The organism is Serratia plymuthica (genome assembly GCF_018336935.1).
GTDB classification, from domain to species: Bacteria; Pseudomonadota; Gammaproteobacteria; order Enterobacterales; family Enterobacteriaceae; genus Serratia; species Serratia plymuthica_B.
In genome coordinates this window covers 4719706-4739775 of the sequence record NZ_CP068771.1, presented here as the reverse complement: position 1 = coordinate 4739775, position 20070 = coordinate 4719706, and the positions used below count along the sequence as shown (strand labels likewise).

17 protein-coding genes are annotated in these 20070 nt (G+C 58.3%); 2 read left to right on the top strand and 15 right to left on the bottom strand.

Going from position 1 to position 20070, the window contains the following annotated elements; genetic code table 11:
• Nucleotides 1–9: 9 nt before the first annotated feature.
• The 12 genes from JK621_RS22090 to trmJ all read right to left on the bottom strand — a co-directional run bounded on the left by JK621_RS22090 (nt 10) and on the right by trmJ (nt 14550).
• Nucleotides 10–5001 (bottom strand): alpha-2-macroglobulin family protein, encoded by a 4992-nt coding sequence (locus JK621_RS22090; RefSeq protein ID WP_212557656.1) that lies wholly within the window; start codon nt 4999–5001, stop codon nt 10–12.
• Between the two features lie 295 nt (nt 5002–5296).
• Nucleotides 5297–6127: an enhanced serine sensitivity protein SseB gene (gene sseB / locus JK621_RS22085; RefSeq protein ID WP_212557655.1), complete on the bottom strand. Its 831-nt coding sequence runs from the start codon at nt 6125–6127 to the stop codon at nt 5297–5299.
• A 214-nt stretch (nt 6128–6341) separates the two neighbouring features.
• A complete protein-coding gene (gene pepB / locus JK621_RS22080; RefSeq protein WP_212557654.1) occupies nt 6342–7637 on the bottom strand; it encodes an aminopeptidase PepB in 1296 nt (431 codons plus the stop codon).
• 223 nt (nt 7638–7860) lie between these two features.
• A complete protein-coding gene (gene iscX / locus JK621_RS22075) occupies nt 7861–8061 on the bottom strand; it encodes a Fe-S cluster assembly protein IscX (protein ID WP_212557653.1) in 201 nt (66 codons plus the stop codon).
• Between the two features lie 13 nt (nt 8062–8074).
• The gene (gene fdx, locus JK621_RS22070; RefSeq protein ID WP_006318184.1) at nt 8075–8410 is read right to left on the bottom strand and encodes an ISC system 2Fe-2S type ferredoxin; all 336 of its coding nucleotides are present in this window, start codon (nt 8408–8410) and stop codon (nt 8075–8077) included.
• A gap of 2 nt (nt 8411–8412) precedes the next feature.
• Nucleotides 8413–10263, bottom strand: a complete 1851-nt coding sequence (gene hscA, locus JK621_RS22065; protein WP_212557652.1) for a Fe-S protein assembly chaperone HscA — start codon at nt 10261–10263, stop codon at nt 8413–8415.
• A gap of 149 nt (nt 10264–10412) precedes the next feature.
• Entirely contained in the window at nt 10413–10934 is a 522-nt protein-coding gene (gene hscB, locus JK621_RS22060; RefSeq protein ID WP_212557651.1) for a co-chaperone HscB, read from the bottom strand.
• A gap of 63 nt (nt 10935–10997) precedes the next feature.
• Nucleotides 10998–11321, bottom strand: coding sequence for an iron-sulfur cluster assembly protein IscA (gene iscA, locus JK621_RS22055; protein WP_004952089.1), 324 nt, complete (start codon nt 11319–11321; stop codon nt 10998–11000).
• 125 nt (nt 11322–11446) lie between these two features.
• Nucleotides 11447–11833, bottom strand: a complete 387-nt coding sequence (gene iscU / locus JK621_RS22050; protein WP_004952090.1) for a Fe-S cluster assembly scaffold IscU — start codon at nt 11831–11833, stop codon at nt 11447–11449.
• Nucleotides 11834–11857: 24 nt separating this feature from the next.
• Complete coding sequence (locus tag JK621_RS22045) at nt 11858–13072, bottom strand: IscS subfamily cysteine desulfurase (protein ID WP_212557650.1); 1215 nt, start codon at nt 13070–13072, stop codon at nt 11858–11860.
• A 54-nt stretch (nt 13073–13126) separates the two neighbouring features.
• Nucleotides 13127–13621 carry a Fe-S cluster assembly transcriptional regulator IscR gene (iscR, locus tag JK621_RS22040; RefSeq protein WP_006318200.1) on the bottom strand — a complete coding sequence of 165 codons (495 nt, stop codon included), beginning with the start codon at nt 13619–13621 and terminating at the stop codon, nt 13127–13129.
• A 194-nt stretch (nt 13622–13815) separates the two neighbouring features.
• Nucleotides 13816–14550, bottom strand: coding sequence for a tRNA (cytosine(32)/uridine(32)-2'-O)-methyltransferase TrmJ (trmJ, locus tag JK621_RS22035; RefSeq protein WP_212557649.1), 735 nt, complete (start codon nt 14548–14550; stop codon nt 13816–13818).
• Nucleotides 14551–14793: 243 nt separating this feature from the next.
• On the opposite strand from trmJ, the gene suhB reads away from it, so the two are divergent.
• On the top strand, nt 14794–15597 hold the full coding sequence (gene suhB, locus JK621_RS22030) for an inositol-1-monophosphatase (RefSeq protein ID WP_212557648.1): 804 nt from the start codon (nt 14794–14796) through the stop codon (nt 15595–15597).
• Between the two features lie 88 nt (nt 15598–15685).
• Here the strand turns inward: suhB and JK621_RS22025 are convergent, their stop codons facing one another.
• On the bottom strand, nt 15686–16708 hold the full coding sequence (locus JK621_RS22025) for a nickel/cobalt transporter (RefSeq protein WP_212557647.1): 1023 nt from the start codon (nt 16706–16708) through the stop codon (nt 15686–15688).
• Nucleotides 16699–17334, bottom strand: a complete 636-nt coding sequence (locus JK621_RS22020; RefSeq protein WP_249337108.1) for a DUF1007 family protein — start codon at nt 17332–17334, stop codon at nt 16699–16701. The genes JK621_RS22025 and JK621_RS22020 overlap by 10 nt, the downstream gene beginning before the upstream one ends.
• A 178-nt stretch (nt 17335–17512) precedes the next feature.
• Between JK621_RS22020 and csiE the strand changes: the two genes are divergently transcribed.
• Entirely contained in the window at nt 17513–18778 is a 1266-nt protein-coding gene (csiE, locus tag JK621_RS22015) for a stationary phase inducible protein CsiE (RefSeq protein ID WP_212557645.1), read from the top strand.
• On the opposite strand, the gene JK621_RS22010 is transcribed toward csiE, so the two are convergent.
• The gene (locus tag JK621_RS22010; protein WP_212557644.1) at nt 18775–19926 is read right to left on the bottom strand and encodes a 3-phenylpropionate MFS transporter; all 1152 of its coding nucleotides are present in this window, start codon (nt 19924–19926) and stop codon (nt 18775–18777) included. The genes csiE and JK621_RS22010 overlap by 4 nt on opposite strands.
• Nucleotides 19927–20070 lie beyond the last annotated feature (144 nt).

Below are 20070 nucleotides of genomic sequence, written 5' to 3'. Positions count from 1 at the left end.
CAGGGCAGGTCATCGGGCAATCTCAAGTCGCGGCGGCGTAGTGCCCAACGCGCGCCAGGCGGGCACATACATCGACTCGACCTGCGGCGCCGGCACCAGATAGGCCCCCGGCGTCACCGCACGCGCCAGATACAGCAGCGTGGTATGACGGTAGCCGTCGATATTCACCGCCGCCACGTAGCGATCGTCGCGGAACTCCTGGTGTTTGATATCGGCCTGCTGCATGTCCTGCAACAACTCAGTCACGCTACTGGCGCTTTCGCCCAGGCTGGCGCTGCTGTCCCCCAGATTCTGATTTTCCAGCTCCAGACCGGCCGGCAGCAGATCCACCACCAGCGCGTCCGGCACCGCGTTATCGGCCCAGACATCCAGATGCACCAGAATCAGCTGTCCGCTTTTCAACCGGGTCAGATCCACAGGTTTGCCGTCCAATCCCAGGAACTCACGACGAATGTTCAGCACGTTGCTTTGCGGCTGCGGCGCCTGCTCCGGGTACCCCACCAGATCGACGCGGCTGTACAGCGTACCGCTGCCGGTATTGGTGAGTTGCAGCCCCGCGACCGCCTGCTCGGCGGACAGGTTTTGCGTCAGCGCCTGGCTGCCGGACAGCGCCTTGCCCTGCGCCGTTTGCGCCTGCCACGGCGTTTCAGCACTGCCGATCAGGTTACGTGCAGCCAGGAACAGCGCATTGCTCTCCTGCGTGGACAGATAACGCTCGCCGTTAAGCCGCTCAGACAGCGACAGCAAGCGCTGGTCGCGCACCGCCGGCAGCAGATTATTTTCGGTCAGCAACGCCAGGATCATCGCATCGTCACGCAGCGGGCTGCCGTAATCTTCCAGCCAGTAATCTTTGGCGCTGCGCTGTGTCGCCAGCCCCTGTTCGATCGCCTGGTTGGCGCGCGGCATATCCCCCATCAGCTTCAGCGCGACGCCAAGCTGCACCAGCGGCAAGCCTGAGCGGGCATCGGCACGGCGTTCATACAGCTGCCGCAACGCGCCAAGCGGTGCCTGCTGTTGACGCGCCAGCACCAACCCGGCATAGGCCTGCACCGCAAAACGGGTGTGATCAGGGAACGGGGTAGAGGTGACATCGATCTGGCTGCGGTCCTGTAAATAGCGCTGCAGGCGGTTATTGGCCGCGGTCAATGCATCGGCCGGTACGCTGTAATTCTGCTCGCTGGCGCGGAACAGGAAGTCTGTGGCATAGGCGGTCAGCCAGAACTCTTCCTGACTGTCGCGGTTCCACAGGCCAAAACCGCCGTTAAAGCGTTGCATGCTGAGCAAGTGTTCAATGCCGGCATCGATGCTGCTGCGGCGGCTTTCATCACTGCCGGTTTTGATGCCCAATGCGCTCAATTGCGCCCGGTTGGTATACAGCGACGGATAAAGCCCGCTGGTCGTTTGTTCCAGGCAACCGTACGGATAGGCGTAAAGCTCGCTGATATAACGCGCCAGATTAATCGGCGGCCGGCTGGTCAACAGCCATTGCCCCTCCAGGGTTGTCGGCGCCAGGCCGGTGGCGGCATCTGCCGGCAGGCTCCAGCTTTCACCGGCGCGGATCACGCTGGCGAACTGGCGGGTTTGCGCCGGGTAAGCCGGGCGCACGCCAATCTTCCAGGTATGCTGATAATCTTTCAGCGTTTCACCCGGCAGCGTCAGGCCACTGACCCTCAGCGCCACCTCCCCCTGGCCAAAGCCCGCCAGCGCCTGCACCGGTATCTGCAGCGTAGTGCGTTCGCCGTTTGCCAGGCTGAGCTGTTGTTCGCCCGCGCCTTGCAGCGCCACCAATCCGCTGGCGGCCAATTTCACCGTCAACGTCTGCGGCTGGCCGGACAGGTTGCTGACGTCCAATGCCAATTGGGTGCTGTCGCCCCCGGCCAGAAAACGCGGCGTCGCCAGCTCTGCCACCACCGGCGCGGCGACCAGGGTTTTGGCCTCCGCCTTGCCGAAGTCTTCGTCGCTCCACGCTTGCGCCATCAGCCGCAGTTCGCCGTTAAAATCCGGAATGGCGATCTGGATCTCGCCCTCGCCCCTGGCGTCCAGTTTAACCGGCTGCGCCTGTTGGGCCACAATGGTCACCGTGGTGATAGGTTTTTTACCGCCGCGCGACAGCGCATCTTCGTCGTCGCCGTCACCGCCATAACGCAGGTTGGCCAGGCGCCCTTTCCCCTCAATCAACTGCCCGTAGACATCGTATTGATCGGCGCTGTAACGCTTGCGGCCAAAGAATGCCTGATACGGATCCGGCGTCGCGTAGTCGGTTATATTGAGAATGCCGCTGTCCACAGCGGAGAGCAGTACGTTGATTTGCTGCGGCGTTTTGCCTTCGCTATGGGCCGCCTTGACCTTCACCGTCAGCGTCTGATTCGGCCGCATACGCTGCGGCGCATCCAGCGTGAGCGCCAGTTTGCGCCCTTCATCCACCAGCGGCAGATGCAACAGGCCCACCGCCCGCTTCGGCGTCGACTGCTGCTGTTTGTCGCCAGGGCGGATCACCAGCGCGCTGAGATACAGATCGTGGCGCTTCCAGTCCTGGTTAATCGGCACCTCGACATCGGCACCGCCGGCCGGCACCTCCAGCTCCTGCCACCACAGCGGGCCGTCGCTGGATTCCACCAGCAGATAGCCCTTGCCGGCGGCCGGCGCTTCAATATGCAGTTTTACTTTTTCGCCCGGCTTATAGGCCGGCTTGTCCAGCTTCAGCTTCACCTGGTCCGGCCGCACCGCGCCGCTGCCGTTGGTGTTGTCTTGCCAGCTGTAACCTGCCCAGAATCGCAGGCTGGTGATCAGGTTGCTCTGCGGATCTACCACTTCAATGCGATACGCGCCCCACTCCACCGGGAAACTCACCTTGGCGCTGCCGTTGGCGGCAATATCCAGGGTCTGTTCCGCCAGCGGCAGATCTTTCTTGTCATACAGCGACTGCCAGCCTTCCCCTTCCGACCATTGCCAGTAATAGTCGCGGCGCTCACGCACCAGCCGCGCCTTCAGCCCGCTGGCCGCCAGCTTCTCCCCGGCGGCATTGGCGTAAACGATATCAAAGCCGGCCTGGGTGTTTTCGTCCACCACCGGTTGAGCCTGATAGCTGTCGCTGCGGTAGTCATAAATCTGTTGTTTGTTGAACAGCGGCCGAATGCCGGGCAGCGCATCGGCAGGCCAGATCGCCTGTTCGGCGCGACGCGTTACCGGGCGGCCGCCGGATTCCAGCAGGCTGGCCTGCAGGATCGCTTTCAGCGGGGATTTCACCTCGGCCCAACTGCTGTCTACCGCCACCTGCGCCTTGCCCGCATTGTCCAGCGCCTGATCGAACTCGTCCATATTGCGCGACAGGCTTTCTTCCGTCACCGAGCCAAATTCATAGCCCGGCAGGCTGCTGACCGCCTCACGCTGGGGCCGCAGGAACACCTGTCCTTGCAGGCGATTGCCGGAAGCCGGCGCACCGTACAGATAGCGGCCAGTGACGTCAAACACCAGTTGCGCGTCGGGTTGCAGCGGGGTTTTCTGTGCGGTGATGTCGAGCGCCATGCGCTCCGGCAGGAAATCCTCGACCTTGAAGCCGTAAAGCCGCGGCTGGTTATCCCCCAGGTTAAAGCGCAGCGACCAGTTGCCGGTCGGCCCGCCCTCGGGGATTTGATACTGGTATTGATACAGACCGTCCTGCGGCTGCCAGACAAAGCTACGCGCCACCTGATCGTCCGGCTTGACGATATCCACCTTCACCGGTTGAGCCGGCAGCGGCTTGCCGTCGGCATCGCGCAGCAAACCGTTGACGATCAGCGTTTCGCCCGGCCGGTACAGGTCACGCGGGCCAAAAGCGAAGAACTGCTTGCTGTAGCCTTCCGGCCCGGCGATATCAAACTCGGCCAGATCCAGCGCCGGCGTCGAGAGATCTATCATGCTGGTCTGGCCCTGTTGGGTAGCCAGCAACAGGCGCGCCTTGCTGCTTTTCGCCAGTTGAGCGTGCCCTTGTTTATCGGTCGTGCCCTGGGCCAGGGTTTGGCCTTTCTCATCCAGCAGGCGCAGCTCAACCGCGCTTAGCGCCGCGCCGCCTTCCAGCCCCTGGGTAAAGACGTCCAGACGATCGTGGTAACTGTGCAGCGAAACGCCGATATCGCTGAGAGTGAACAAGGTCGCCGGGTTGGTGTAACCGTAATGACCGGCTTGCTGCATCACCGCCAAATAAACGCCGGGCTGCTGCAACGCCTCGATGCCGTTGAGCGGCAGCAGCAGGCGTTCGCGGGTATTGCGTTGCGGGTTGAGATCGAAACGGCCGCTGTAGACCAGGTCGGCCATTTTCAACAGCTCTTCCGACTCCCAGCTGGACAGCGCGTTGCGATATTCCCAGTTGGCCAGGAACGCCGGTAAGGCAGCGGCCTTCACCCGGAAGAAGTTAACGTCCACGTTGTCGACGTTCAGCGCCATCACCGGTAACCCCTGCGCCAGCTTGGTCGGCAGCAGCGAGCCTTTGCCGGCAAAGCCGACGCTGGGTTTGATATCGCGGGTAGCGAGAGTTTGTTGCTGTTGTTGGCCCAGTTCGGCGCCGTTGACCGCTTTCAGGCCGCCTTCAAGGGTCAGCACCAGCTTGCGGTTGGGTTGCAGATGACGCAACCGCAGCTCCATCAGGTTATCCGACAGCTCCCAGGCACCGTCGATTTTACCGCTAACGCTGTCGACCAGGTGCACCCGCGCGGCGAAATCCTGATTCGGATCCAGCGGCAGAGAAAACGTCAGCACCATAGCGCTGGCGCCGTCGAGTTGCAGTTCGGAAGCATCCAGCAGCGTCAGCGACTTGCCTGCGTCGCGTTTCGCCAGCCCCGCCAGTGCGGCGGCATCCGGCCGTTTCGCCTGGGCAGCGCTGTTCGTCGATCCATCGGCTTGCGCCGCGGTTGTTTTTTGGCCGCCATCATCGCAGGCAGCCAGCAGCAGCAAGCCCCCCGCCAATGCGATCCCCTGACAAAGTTTCTTGCCTGATGCGAATGCCCCTGAACGGTATGGTTTCATCGTTTAACTCCCTGGCAGCCTTTGCGCGATTCGTCGGCGCAATATCCGAATATGGATGAATAATAGCAGCGCTGCTCCCCAGGCCGTGAAACATTTCAATCTGTGTCGAACGTAATGACGTAGCCCCATGTAAAGAACTGTTACGCCGATCACACTGCGTCACCTTACTTGTTAGCATTGGGGTTATTTGTTTTTAAAACAATAGGATATCGGTAGAGCAGATGCGTGCGGCCGGCCAGGATATAGTGTTGAGCGCTACCGGCGGGCTGCGCGCCGCACGGTAGCAAGAGAAGGGTTACTGCGTTTTGTCTGTAGAAGGAATGATGTTACGCAACCAGCTGCCCCAACGGCGCTGATAGAAAGGCTGAGTATGGGTGATCAGATAATGGCTGACCCCACGATCTTTTTCCGACACCAGACAAAAATCTACCGGCTCGTCGTTGGGCGCCGTTTCGCTGGCCACGCTGCCGGCTTCGTTGATCAAGGCTTCGATATCCCCTTGATCGCCATCCACTTCCAGCCCCACCAGCAGGTTAGGCTTTTCATCCACCGCCTGATCATGCATCAGCGCCAAAAACGCGCGGCGTACCGGTTTGCGCTGGCTGAACAGCGTGGTCAACGCATCCACCATCGCCGACGGATATTCTTCCGGCTGGCCCAGCAGGATCTGGGTATCCTTGTCGATATAGCGTTCCGCAGGCTTGGCTACGCCGCCGGTAGCCAGCAGCATCGCGACTTCCTCGGGATAGAACTCTTTGCCGTACTCGGCTTTCGGGTTAAGGAACAGATCCGCGCCTTCGGTAATCTCAAACAATACCCGCGCTGGCATGGCGATAAACGGCTGTTCATCTTCGACGGCTTTCTGCAACGCTTCCAGCGAGGAGAAGAACGGAATGATGCTGCCGCCGTCCTGTTTTTCCCAGTGCTGGATATTCACCGGAGTATCGGCATTCAGCGTAATGTCGCCGTCCTGCTGCACCTGATCGCTGTCGCCGAGAATCAATACCGTAGCATCGAGCAACTCGCGGAAAAATGCCGGGCGATGGGCCGGCTCCGTCACCGCCAGCTTCAGCAGACGTTCAAGTTCGTTCTCGCCCGGGGCGGCATCGTGATGATGGGAACTCATGGCAAACTCCAGCAATTAAATAACGGGGCCCAGCATGCTGGGCCCCGAGGATAAACGACATTCTATACCCTATAGCTTTCATTTTGCAGCTAGGCGCCCAGTTCGCTCATCCCCAGGCGCTTACTTTAGTAAGTAACTGGGGTGCGCGAGTGCAGGTAACAACGCTGAAACTTGAAAGATGACGGGTATAACGCCCGCTGCAGCGGGCTTTCAATTATTTGGCTTTGCTCAGCAGCAGATTGGCCAGAGTCCGCACGCCCAGACCGGTCGCGCCGGCGGACCACTGATCTACCGCGCCTTTACGGTAGGTCGCGGAACAGTCGATGTGCAACCAGCCTTGCCGATAGTTTTTCACGAAATGCGACAGGAAGGCGGCCGCGGTGCTGGCGCCGGCGGTGTAAGCCGGACCGGCCACGTTGTTCAGCTCGGCAAAATTGGACGGTAACTGGCTGCGGTGGAACTCGGCCAGCGGCAGGCGCCAGAAAGGTTCTTGCTCCGCCGCCGCGCTGGTCAGCAATTCCTGCGCCAACGCATCGTCAAAGCTGAACAGCGCATGGTAATCGTTGCCTACCGCCGTTTTCGCCGCGCCGGTCAGCGTAGCGCAGTCGATAATCAACTCAGGGTTTTGCTCGCAAGCGTCAATCAGGCCGTCGGCCAGCACCAAACGCCCTTCCGCATCGGTATTCATTACCTCGACGGTTTTGCCGTTGCGGTAGCGAATGATGTCGCCCAGTTTGAAGGCGTTACCGCTGACCATGTTGTCGGCACAGCACAGGAACAGCTTCACGCGCTGTTTCAGGCCGCGAGCGGCAGCCAGCGCCAGTGCGCCGGTAATGGTGGCTGCGCCACCCATGTCGGACTTCATCGAGTCCATAAAAGCGCTTTGCTTCAGGCTGTAGCCGCCAGTGTCAAAAGTAATGCCTTTCCCCACCAGACAAGCGAATACCGGCGCGTCCGGATTGCCTGTCGGGTTGAAATCCAACGCCAGCAGCACGGGAGAGCGGTCGGAACCGCGGCCCACGGTGTGAAGACCGGCGTAGTTCTGCTCGCGCAGATCTTCACCCTTGGTGATGCGGTAACTGACGGCATCACAGCCGACATCACACAACAGATCGACGGCGCGGGTTGCCAGTTGCTCCGGCCCCAGATCTTCTGCCGGCATGTTGATGGTATCGCGCACCCAGTCAACAATCTTCAGGCGCTGTTCCAGTTCTTTACGGTCGGCTTCCGGCAGTTCTGCCCACTCAACGCTGCGTTTGCCTTTCGGCCCACGGAACCCTTGCCAGAATGCCCAGCTGTTTTCCAGATCCCAGCCCTCACCGGCCAGTTTGACGTTTTTGATGCCCTGGCCGTCGATTTTACGTGCGGCGCGCTGAACGCTGCCCAGCTTGTCGTTGCCGGTCAGGTGAATGGTCATCCCTTCAGCGTTGGTGCTCAGCAACGCTTTCTCGCCCCAGCGAGCGTCGGCAGGTTGGTGCGACAGCGTTACCAGCATAATTTCAGTTGTCATAGCCTTCTCACTCCGGATGTTCCCTTTATTATTTCATTAGGGCTTTATTGCATACCCTCTGGATTTCAAATTGCAGCCAGGCGCCCTGCGATCTCATCCCCGGGAGCTTACTCAGGTAAGTGACTGGGGTGCGATCGTGCAGGTAACAACGCTGCGGTTTGAAAGACGACGGGTATGTCGGATACAAAATAAACGGGCCGCCCATGGCAGCCCGTTACGCTATTTACTCCGCTTCATCTAACCAGACCAGCAGAATCGCTTCCAGTATTTTTTCGTTGGAAGCCTGAGGATCGTCGTCGAACTCTTCGAGATCGCAAATCCACTGATGCATGTCGGTAAAACGTACGGTTTTCGGATCGGTATCCGGGTATTGGTCGTACAGGGCTTCGCCGATTTCACGGCTGTCGGTCCACTTCAGTGCCATTTCTACTGTCTCCTCACCCTTCACGCGCATGGTTGACGGTATAACGCGGCATTTCTACCACCAGGTCTTCATCGGCGACCAGCGCCTGACAGCTCAGGCGGCTTTCCGGCTCGAGGCCCCAGGCCTTGTCCAGCATGTCGTCTTCCAGCTCGCTGCTCTCTTCAAGCGAATCAAAGCCTTCGCGCACGATACAGTGGCAAGTGGTGCAGGCGCAGGATTTCTCGCAGGCGTGCTCGATTTCAATCCCGTTGCGCAGGGCAACGTTAAGGATTGATTCCCCTTGTTCGGCTTCCAATACTGCCCCCTCCGGGCATAAATCTTGATGGGGCAGGAAAACTATTTTAGGCATGATTAAACCTCATCCACAGAATGGCCAGCCAGCGCGCGGCGAATGGAAGCGTCCATACGGCGTGCGGCAAAATCTTGCGTTTGTGCATCTAATGTTTTGATTGCGGCTTCAATGGCGGCAGGATCGGTGCCCTGCGTCGCCTGTTGCAGGCCTTCCACCGCAGCGCTAATCGCCGTGCTTTCCGCTTCGCTCAACAAGGCGGCATCGCTGGCCAGGGCGCCCTGCAGGCTTTCCAGCACCCGCGATGCCTCTACCCGCTGTTCAGCCAGCATGCGCGCGCCAACGTCGCTGTGCGCATTGGCCATCGAGTCTTTGATCATGTCGGCGATTTCGCCGTCGGACAGGCCATAAGACGGCTTCACCTGGATCGAGGCCTCAACGCCGGTGGATTTCTCCATCGCCGTGACGCTCAGCAGGCCGTCCGCATCCACCTGGAAGGTGACGCGGATATGCGCGCCGCCGGCAGGCATTGGCGGTAAACCGCGCAACGAGAAGCGCGCCAGCGAACGGCAATCCTGCACCAGCTCACGCTCACCCTGCAACACGTGGATCATCATCGCGTTCTGGCCGTCTTTAAAGGTGGTGAATTCCTGCGCGCGCGCCACCGGAATGGTGGTGTTGCGCGGGATCACTTTCTCGACCAGACCGCCCATGGTTTCCAGACCGAGCGACAGCGGGATCACGTCCAGCAACAGCATGTCGCTGTCCGGCTTGTTGCCCACCAGGATATCGGCCTGGATCGCAGCACCGATGGCGACCACTTTATCCGGGTCGATCGACGTCAGCGGCGTACGGCCAAAGAACGTACCTACCTGCTCACGCACCAGCGGTACGCGAGTGGAGCCCCCCACCATCACCACTTCCAGCACCTCTTCCGCGCTGACACCGGCGTCTTTCAACGCGCGGCGGCAGGCCATCAAAGTGCGTTTAACCAGGGGAGCTATCAGTGAATCGAACTGCGCGCGGGTCACTTCGCCTTGCCAGTTGGCCACGTCGACGCTGACGCTGTCGGCATCGCTCAGCGCAATTTTGGCGGCGATGGCCGCATCCAATAACTGGCGCTGGACGCCGTGATCGCTGCGATCGGACACGCCGGCCTGCTCGCGCAACCAGTCGGCCAGCAGGTGGTCAAAGTCATCACCGCCCAGCGCAGAATCCCCGCCGGTGGCCAGCACTTCAAACACCCCACGGCTCAGGCGCAGAATGGAAATATCGAAGGTTCCGCCGCCCAGATCATAAACCGCAATGGTGCCTTCCTGACCGGAGTCCAGGCCATAGGCAATCGCCGCAGCGGTCGGTTCGTTCAGCAAGCGCAGCACATGCAGGCCGGCCAGACGCGCAGCGTCTTTGGTGCCCTGGCGCTGTGCATCGTCAAAATAAGCGGGAACGGTGATCACGACACCGTCCAGGTCCCCTTCCAGCGCCGTTTGCGCGCGAGCGGAAAGTGCCCTGAGGATGTCGGCGGAAACGCCTACCGGATTAACCAGACCGGCGGCGGTGGCGATCATCGGCAGGCCGTTATCGCTGGGCTGGAATTGGTACGGCAGGTTCGGGTAACGCTGCTGAACGTCGGCCAGCGAACGGCCCATCATGCGTTTGATCGAGCTGATGGTATTGGCCGGATCCTGCGCCGCCTGCCGGCGTGCTTCCCAACCTACGCGCAACCCGTCAACCTGATAGTGCACCACCGAGGGCAGTAAATCGCGCCCCTGTGCGTCGGCCAGCGTTTCCGCCTGCCCACTGCGTACCGTGGCGACCAGAGAATTGGTGGTGCCTAAATCAATACCGGCAGCCAGACGGCGCTGGTGCGGCGCGGCGCTGAGACCGGGTTCACTAATTTGTAATAAGGCCATATTGAAGCTTCCCATATCCTTCATACTTGAAGCCGCATCTTTGTTGGCTGCATTTATTCGCACCAGTCACATAGTGACTATGCTTCCGGGGACTCACAAATTTGCCGCCTTGATGCAACGCCAATTATTTTGGGTATAAATGAAAAGAATTACTCAAAACCCAGCAGTTTTTCTTCGAGTTGTTCAACCTGTTGCTGGAGTTTGTCCAAAAAGCGCAGCTTACGCACGGTGTCGGCGGCGGCAGACCACTGCTGGCTATCCAACTGCTGCACCATCAGCGCGCTGCGCTGTTTGACCGTCTCGTTCACCCGCGCGCCAAAATCGGCCAGCAGGCTTTCCGCATCCGCTTTGCGTTCAATGGCGTCGAGCTCTTCACGCAGTTCCAGCTGTTCCATCAGGAACGCGGTATCGCGCAAAGTGTGCTGTTCGTTGCCCAAATCAAAACCGTGCAAAGATAGCATATACTCCGCGCGTTTTAATGGGTGCTTCAGCGTCTGGTAGGCTTCATTGATGGTCGCCGCCTGCTGCAGCGCCATCAGGCGCTCGCGCTCTGGCTGGAGGGCATTGCGATCGGGATGGAATTGGCGCTGCAGATCCTGATAGCGAGATGCAATCAGGCCGCCGTCCACGGAATAGCGAACTGGCAGCCCGAATAAAGTAAAATAATCCATAGCGTGCTCTGGGCGTTATCGGATGGGGTTCCCCCGCACGCTGCGGGGGAGCACGATGAGCTGTCAGACGTTGAAACTTTCGCCGCAGCCACACTCGCTCGAGACATTGGGGTTGTTGAACTTGAAGCCTTCGTTCAAGCCTTCCTTGACGAAATCAAGCTCGGTGCCGTCAAGGTAGACCAGGCTCTTGCCGTCGATGATCACCTTGACGCCTTTGTTTTCAAAAACGATGTCGTCATCGTTCATTTCGTCAACAAATTCCAGCACGTACGCCATCCCGGAGCAGCCGGAGGTTCTTACCCCCAGACGCAGGCCCAAGCCTTTGCCACGGTTATTCATAAAAGCCTGAACACGCTGCGCAGCGCTGTCGCTCATGGTAATTGACATCACAACCTCACACTCAAAATCCCCAACCTCTTGCAAAACCGGTGTTGGGGAGCAAACCGGTGTAGGGGGCGAATATATTCGCCCCGATCAACGCGGGCGCAGCATGCGGCGCCCCTACACAAAAACTACTTGGCGCTGTGCTTGCTCTTGTAGTCGGCAATCGCTGCTTTAATGGCGTCTTCAGCCAGAATAGAGCAGTGAATTTTAACCGGCGGCAATTCCAGTTCTTCGGCGATCTGAGTGTTTTTGATCGCTTCGGCCTGATCAAGAGACTTGCCTTTCATCCATTCGGTCACCAGCGAACTGGAGGCGATGGCGGAACCGCAGCCGTAAGTCTTGAAGCGAGCGTCTTCAATGATGCCTTCATTGTTGACTTTGATCTGCAGCTTCATCACGTCGCCACAGGCCGGTGCACCCACCATGCCGCTACCGACGGTAGGATCTTCGTTGTCAAACGAGCCCACGTTACGTGGGTTTTCATAATGATCTATTACTTTTTCGCTGTAAGCCATGACCTTGCTCCTGAATCCTGAGAATTAATGATGTGCCCATTCGATGCTGTTGATATCCACGCCCTGTTTGAACATGTCCCACAGCGGAGACAGGTCGCGCAGGCGGCCGATGGATTTACGCACCAGTTGAATGGTGTAATCGATCTCTTCTTCCGTGGTGAAACGCCCCAGAGAGAAACGGATCGAGCTATGCGCCAACTCGTCGGTCATTCCCAACGCGCGCAGCACGTAGGAGGGTTCAAGGCTAGCGGAGGTACAGGCGGAACCTGAAGAGACGGCCAGGTCTTTCAGCGCCATGATCAGCGATTCGCCCTCAACATAGTTGAAGCTGACGTTGAGGATATTCGGAACGCCATGTTCCAAATCGCCGTTCAGATACACTTCTTCCATATCTTTCACGCCGTTCCACAAACGGTCGCGCAGCGTACGCAGGCGCGCCATTTCCGTCGGCATCTCTTCTTTGGCGATGCGGTAGGCTTCGCCCATGCCGGCGATCTGGTGCACTGGCAGGGTGCCGGAACGCATACCGCGCTCGTGACCGCCGCCGTGAACCTGAGCTTCGATGCGAATACGCGGTTTACGACGCACGTACAGCGCGCCAATGCCTTTCGGGCCATAGATTTTGTGGCCGGAGAAGGACATCAGATCGACCTTCAGCTTGCTCAGATCGATAGGCAGTTTGCCCACGCTCTGGGTAGCGTCAACGTGGTAAATGATACCGCGCGCACGGCACATTTCGCCGATGGCTTCGATATCCTGCACCACGCCGATTTCATTGTTCACGTGCATGATCGATACCAGAATGGTGTCTTCACGCATGGCGGCTTCGAGATCCTGCAGGCTGATGATGCCGTTGCTCTGCGGCGCCAGGTAGGTTACTTCAAACCCTTCACGCTCGAGCTGACGGCAGGTGTCCAGCACGGCTTTGTGTTCGGTTTTGCTGGTGATGATGTGCTTGCCTTTCTTTTGATAGAAATTGGCCGCACCTTTAATCGCCAGGTTGTCGGATTCGGTCGCTCCGGAAGTGAACACGATTTCACGCGGGTCCGCGCCAACCAGTTCAGCAATTTGGTTACGGGCGATATCTACCGCTTCTTCCGCCTGCCACCCAAAGCGGTGGGAACGGGAAGCCGGGTTACCGAAAGTCCCGTCCAGGGTCAAAAACTGCATCATTTTCTCGGCAACGCGCGGATCAACCGGCGTCGTTGCTGAGTAATCGAGATAAATCGGTAATTTCATTGCTCTTGTGCTCCGTACATCACTTCCAAAAACTAAAAAGATATCGCCAGCTGCTTATGCGCGCAGATTAACGTTGATAGTTTCTTGCGGACGACCGTTGGCCGTGCGACGGGTATCGTTGTTCTGACGGTCCGCCACCACCAGCACTTCCTGGTTGTTCACCAGTTCTGCCAGCGTAATGTTGTTCAGGAACCCGCTGATGCGCTCGCTCAGATCGCGCCACAGGGTATGCGTCAGACAGCGATCGCCGCCCTGACAGCCTTCTTTACCCTGGCAACGGGTTGCATCTACCGATTCATCGACGGCAGTGATAACCGCGCCAACGGCGATTTCACTTGCGTCTTTCCCCAGCAGATAACCACCGCCCGGCCCACGCACGCTGGCAACCAGGCCATTTTTACGCAGACGGGAGAATAATTGTTCCAGATAAGAGAGCGAAATCCCTTGGCGCTCAGAAATATCCGCCAGAGGAACGGGCCCTTCCTGGGAGTGCAATGCCACGTCAAGCATAGCGGTTACGGCATAACGGCCTTTGGATGTCAGTCTCATAGCTAAATGGTTACCTGTTGGTGAAACATGGCCGAAATTCTGACATTCCCGAGTAAATCAGTCAACTATTTAACCTAGTAATTTACTCAAGTATTAGCACATTTTGACCTTAGCCAGATCAAAAGCATATAAAATACATGTTATAACCATTGGATAACTAATACTATTATTACCGACCGTTACGCCACATCAAATTAATTACCTTGATGTTTATCCTGTTTCTCTATCGACGTCAGCATGCCGCGCAGGATACTCAGCTCTTGAGCTTCCGGGCGCGCTCGGGTGAATAAACGGCGCAATCTGCTCATTACCTGCCCCGGATGCGCCGGGCGGATAAAGCCGCTGCGCTGCAGCGTTTGTTCCAGATGTTGATAGAAACGTTCGAGATCGTCCACCAGCGGATACGGCGTCTCTTCCAACGGCGGCACGCCCACCTGTTGACGATCGAGATAAGCCACGCGCACTTCATAAGCCAGGATCTGCACCGCCATCGCCAGGTTCAACGAGCTGTAATCCGGGTTGGCGGGAATGGCGACGTGATAATGGCACTTTTGCAGCTCATCGTTGGTCAGGCCAACGCGTTCGCGACCGAACACCAGAGCAACCGGCGCATGTTCGCCTTCGTGCACGGCGCGTACGCCGCATTCGCGCGGTTCCAGCATCGGCCACGGCAAAGTGCGCGAACGCGCGCTGGTGCCGACCACCAGGCTACAGCCGGCGATAGCGTCATCAAGGGTATCAACGATAGTGGCGTTGCCGATTACGTCGCTGGCGCCTGCGGCCAGGGCTATCGCCTGCGAATCGGGTTTTATCAGCGGATTAACCAGATAAAGGTTGGTTAACCCCATGGTTTTCATGGCTCTTGCGGTCGAGCCCATGTTACCGGTATGGGAGGTTTCTACCAGAATAATGCGGATATTGTGCAGCATACAAACTCTGAGCGTAGCGGAAAATCACAGCATCTTAACACAACCGGACACCCAAAATCATTCGAGTTGCATCAAGGCGGCAACGCAGCGAGGCCCCGGGAGCTTACTCAGGTAAATGACCGGGTGAACAAGGCGGCCAACAAAGATGCAGTTTGAAGGATGAAGGGAATTAGGCATTTTGCCGAACAGCTGCTATACTCCGCGCCGTTTCCTGTTCTTTAACATCCTAGTTGGAAGATACCCATGCATCCGATGCTGACTATCGCCGTGCGCGCTGCGCGCAAGGCCGGTAACCTGATTGCCAAAAACTACGAAACCCCGGACGCTGTAGAAGCGAGCCAGAAAGGGACCAATGACTTTGTCACTAACGTCGATCGCGATGCAGAGCATCTGATCATCGACGTGATCCGCAAGTCTTATCCGCAACACACTATTGTTACCGAAGAACGCGGTGAGCTGGTCGGCGAAGATCAGGATGTACAATGGGTGATCGATCCACTGGATGGCACCTCAAACTTCATCAAACGTTTCCCACACTTCTCAGTTTCCATCGCCGTACGCATCAAAGGCCGTACCGAAGTGGCTGTGGTTTACGATCCAATGCGCAACGAACTGTTTACCGCTACCCGTGGCCAGGGCGCACAGCTTAACGGCTACCGTCTGCGCGGCACCAATGCCAAAGATCTGGATGGCACCATCCTGGCCACCGGCTTCCCGTTCAAGGTTAAACAGCACGCAACCCCTTACATCAACGTGGTTGGCAAACTGTTTACCCAGTGCGCAGACTTCCGTCGCACCGGTTCCGCCGCGCTGGACCTGGCCTATGTGGCCGCCGGCCGCGTCGACGGTTTCTTCGAAATTGGCCTGAAGCCGTGGGACTTTGCTGCCGGCGAACTGCTGGTGCGCGAATCTGGCGGCCTGGTGACCGACTTTATTGGCGGCCATAACCACTTCAGCTCCGGCAACGTGGTTGCAGGCAACCCGCGCGTAGTGAAAGCCATGCTTTCTACCATGCGTGAAGAACTGAGCGAAGCGCTGAAGCGTTAATTCAGGCTATTGCGCTGGCCGCATGGCGCCTGAAGCTGTTTTGAATATTGAAGCGCTGCAATTTATTGCAGCGCTTTTTTTATGCCCGTCAGCGGGAGAAAGGCCGGATGCCGCCACCGAATTCCGGCTGGGCACTGGCATACAGCAGCAATCCGGCGAACAGCAGAATCAGGCCGCCGGCCAACGCCAGTGCTCCCCAGGCTACGGCGCTCCAGGCTGCCGGCGCGCGCGAACGGCTGAGCCTCACCGCCAAGCGGCGGCTGTAATGCACCAGCAAGGCCAACAATGAAATGGTCAGCGACGTGCCAAGCGCCATCGCCAGCGCCGAAATAACGCCCCAGGTGAATACGCCAATCACTTTGGAAAACAGCAGCACCAGTATCGCCCCGGAGCAGGGGCGCATCCCCATCGCCAGCACGATAGCGGTTTGCGTACGCCAGTCGCTGCCCGCCTGCAGCTCGCTGTCGCTCGGCAAATGACGGTGCCCGCAGCCACAGTGTTCGCTGTGGACATGATTTGGCGGCAGCGGTTGCAGGCTGTGGATGCGCAGCGCCGGTGATGGACGCAGCGCTTTCACCGCGTAGTACAGGCGTTTCAGCGCCCGCCAGCTCAGCAGCGCGCCGAGCAGCATGACCAGAATAAAACTGCCCTTCTCCAGCCAAAAACTGCTTTGGTGCAGTTGGCGAGAGGATAACTGCAACACCACCAGCATCAGGGTCACCAACGCGATAGCCACCAGCCCTTGAACCAGCGAAGCGGCGAAGGTCAGTTTCAGGCTGCTTTTCAGCCGCGCCGGGTGGGTGGCCAGATAGGTGGCGATCACCACCTTGCCGTGCCCGGGGCCAAGCGCATGCAGCACGCCATAGCTCAGACTGAACAGCGTCAACGCCAGCCCGGCCTGCCGGGGGGCGGCTTTTACCTGCTGCAACAGACCGGCCAGTTGCTGGTGCAGCCCCTTCTGCCACACCACGCTTTGCATCAGCAGCTGCGGCCAATAATGCCACGCCACCTGTGCGGCCAACGCCAGCAACAGAGCAAACACCAACAACGGCCACAGGCTGAAGGCCCAGTGCCGCTTACGCGCGGTGTTCTGGCTGAGGTTTATTGACATTGCAAAGTAACCCGCTGCGCGAACTGTTGCCCCAGCGCCATATCTTCGCTGGGGGCATCGTTCTTATCGAGGGACAATGCGTAAGCCTGCAAGGAGGAATCCGGCTTCGGCGTCTTCAGGCTGAACTTGCACTGTGCGGCCATTTCCGGCGGCAGATGCAGCGCCGTTGGGTCTTTGTAAGTCATATCGACAAAATAGGTGGGATCGTAGGTGGATATTTCAAACGGCTTGCCTGCCAGCGGCTGCGGCTCGGCCAGCGGCAGCACAAATTCCAGCACCGCCTGGTGCCCCTGGCGTGACAAATGGTATTCAGTCGGCAGATTCAGGTATTTCACCGGCTTGCCGCCACGATACACATCGGTGAAATAGTGCTGGCCGAGCACGTTGGCCATGACTTCCGCCGCCAGCTTTTTCCACACTTCCGAGTCGCTTTTCGCGTTCTGCGCATCGTACAGCAGGTCCGCCGAGGTGATTTCATCCATTACCCAGACCATTTTCAAGCCGACCAACTTTTGCTCTTTCGCCACGAAAGTGGTGTTCATATCAATAAAGCTGTGCGGGTGAGCGACAGCGCCGACGCTGAATGACGCTAAAAAACCGGCCACAATAAAACGTAAGGTCATCATCAAATAATACTCATTATTGTTATAAAGTAACATTAACCAACCTTCAACCGCCACCAATCGGCACAATAATTGTGACGAAAGTTGTAAGCCGAAATAAAACCGGGCGCCGCAGCCACGCCGCTGCACAGCCTTTTGCTATGCTTATTCATAATTTAAACGTTACCTGCCAGAAGGTGATATGAGCCTGGACACTGCTCCTGTGCCTGAGCTCTCCGGTCAACAACGGCGCTGTCATCTGTTACTGATGCTGTATGCGCCGGTGCCCGCTGTACAACTGGAGACCATCAGCCAAATCAACGGCGTCGACCACCCCACTGCCCGGCAAGATATAGCCGAGGTTGCCAGTGAAATCCAGCGTTTCCACCATCTGGAGATCGTCGGCAATTGCGACGAAGGTTACCGGCTCAAGGGAAGTGCGCTCAACCAACGCCTCTGCCTGCTTCACTGGCTGCGCAGAGCCCTGCGCTGCAGCCCGGAATTTATCGACCAACATTTTGCCCCCTGGCTGCACCAGGCGCTGGCGGTAAACGCCGATCCCTCGCCGCAGTTGGAAAGTTACATCGGCAGCTGTGAACCGCTGCTCAACCGCCCCCTCGATCAACGCGATCATCAATTTCTGCAGTATTATCTGTGTTACTGCGCCAGGGAAACCCAGCGCCAACGGCACCCGCTATTCACCGCCACCCAGCGCGCCTGGCTGCACCAGAAACCTGAGCATCAGGCGGCCAGCTTGCTGCATCAATCGCTGAATCAGCTTTTCGCCCTGCAGCCCGAGGCCAGCGAAAGCGATTTTCTGGTGCTGATGTTCACCATGCTGAAAAACCACAGCTACCACAGCAACGACTCAGAGGAAGATCTGCGGTTAATGAGATCGATTGAAAACATGGTCGAGCGCTTCCAGCAGATTTCCGGCATGACCTTCAGCAGTAAAGAAAATTTGATCAGCCAGCTGTTCGCCCATCTGGCGCCTGCGATCGAGCGCTGCCGTTTTGACATCGGCATTGACAACATGTTGCTCGAGGAAGCGTTACGCATGTACCCGCGCCTGATGCGCACCACTCAGGAAGCGCTGGCGCCGCTTGAACAGGAATATGAAATTCGTTTTTCCAGCGAGGAAGCGGGGTTGGTCGCCATCAGTTTCGGCGCTTGGCTGATGCAGGGTAACGCGCTGCAGGAAAAACAGGTGCTGTTACTGACGCTGGACAACCCGCAATTGGAAGAAGAAGTGGAACATCAGATCCGCGAATTAACGCTGCTGCCGCTGAATATCAAGTATCTGCCGCTGCGCGATTACCTGCGCTCCGGCGCGCCGCAGGGGGTCACGCTGGTGATCAGCCCTTATGCGGCGGTGCACAGTGAACCGCAGCCGCCGCTGATTTATACCGAATTACCGTTGGAACGCCAGCAGCGCAAAGCCATCCGCGCGCTGCTGGAAGCCTCTTAACGGCTGTCGCTGACCGCAATGGCCGGCGGGCGAATAAACAACGCCGGCAACGCCACCGCCGCCATCACCCAGAATACCCCGCCCTGCAGATGTTCAAACAGGAAGCCGGCAATCACCGTCATTATCGCAATACCGCCGCCCATCGCCAGCGCCGAGTAAATCGCCTGCAGCCGGATCACCTCCGGCCCTTTGCGCGCAGCGATGAAACGCATCGCCGCCAGATGGCAAACGGTAAAGGTGCCGCAATGCAGGATCTGGATCACCAACAGCCAGCCCAGCTCGGTGCTGGAGGCCATCAGGCTCCAGCGCAGCACCCCGCAGCAGGCGGAAAGCAGCAGCAGATTGCGCGCATTCCAGCGGCGGAACAGGAAATTGCTGCTGGCGAAAATAATGACTTCCGCCACCACGCCCAGTGACCACAGATAACCTATCGTCGAAGCCGAGTAGCCGGCCTCCTGCCAGTAGATAGAGCCAAAACTGTAATAGCCGGCATGCGCGCCCTGCAGCAAAGTGACGCACAACAGGAAACGCCAGACCGGCCCTTCCTTGAGCATTTCACGCAGTGAGCGCTCTGGCCCGCTTTGAGTACGCGTCTCCCCCTGCGGCATCACGCTCGGTTTCAGCATCATGCCCAGCAGCATCGCCAACACGCTGAGGATCAAGCTGTAAAGAATGGCGTTGTGGCCCCAAACCGACACCATTTGCCCGGTTAGCGCCGAGCCGATCACAAACGCCAGCGAGCCCCATAGCCTGACACGCCCGTAATCCATGGCGATCTGTTTTTGCCAGGTGGCGGCCAGCGCGTCGGTCAAAGGCACCAACGGCGAGAAGAACAGGTTGAAGCCGGCAATCACCAGCATCAGCCAACCCCAGCCGTTACCGAAGCAGAACCCGATGGCAAAGGCCAGCGTTAGCAACGCCAGCAGGCGCAATGCCGTCACCAGATGGGAAGGATCTTTAACCCGGGGAGCAATCAGCAAACTGCCGAGGAAACGCGCGACCAGACCGGCCCCCAGCAGAATGCCGATGGTTTCGGGCGCTATGCCCTCGCCTTTTAGCCAAACGCCCCAAAACGGCAAGAAGATGCCATATGAAAAGAAATAAGTGAAATAACTGAGAGCGAGCCAACGCGTTGATTGCAGAACCATGATCCCTCCGGTGTGTTGGCGATACTTTGACAGAGCTCACACCCGCGAGCAATGCCCATTCAGGTTCACGGGGATAGAGTGCAAAGCAGTTCACAGTTTTCCGGCAACGGGCATAAAAAAACCCGCCGAAGCGGGTTTTTAAAG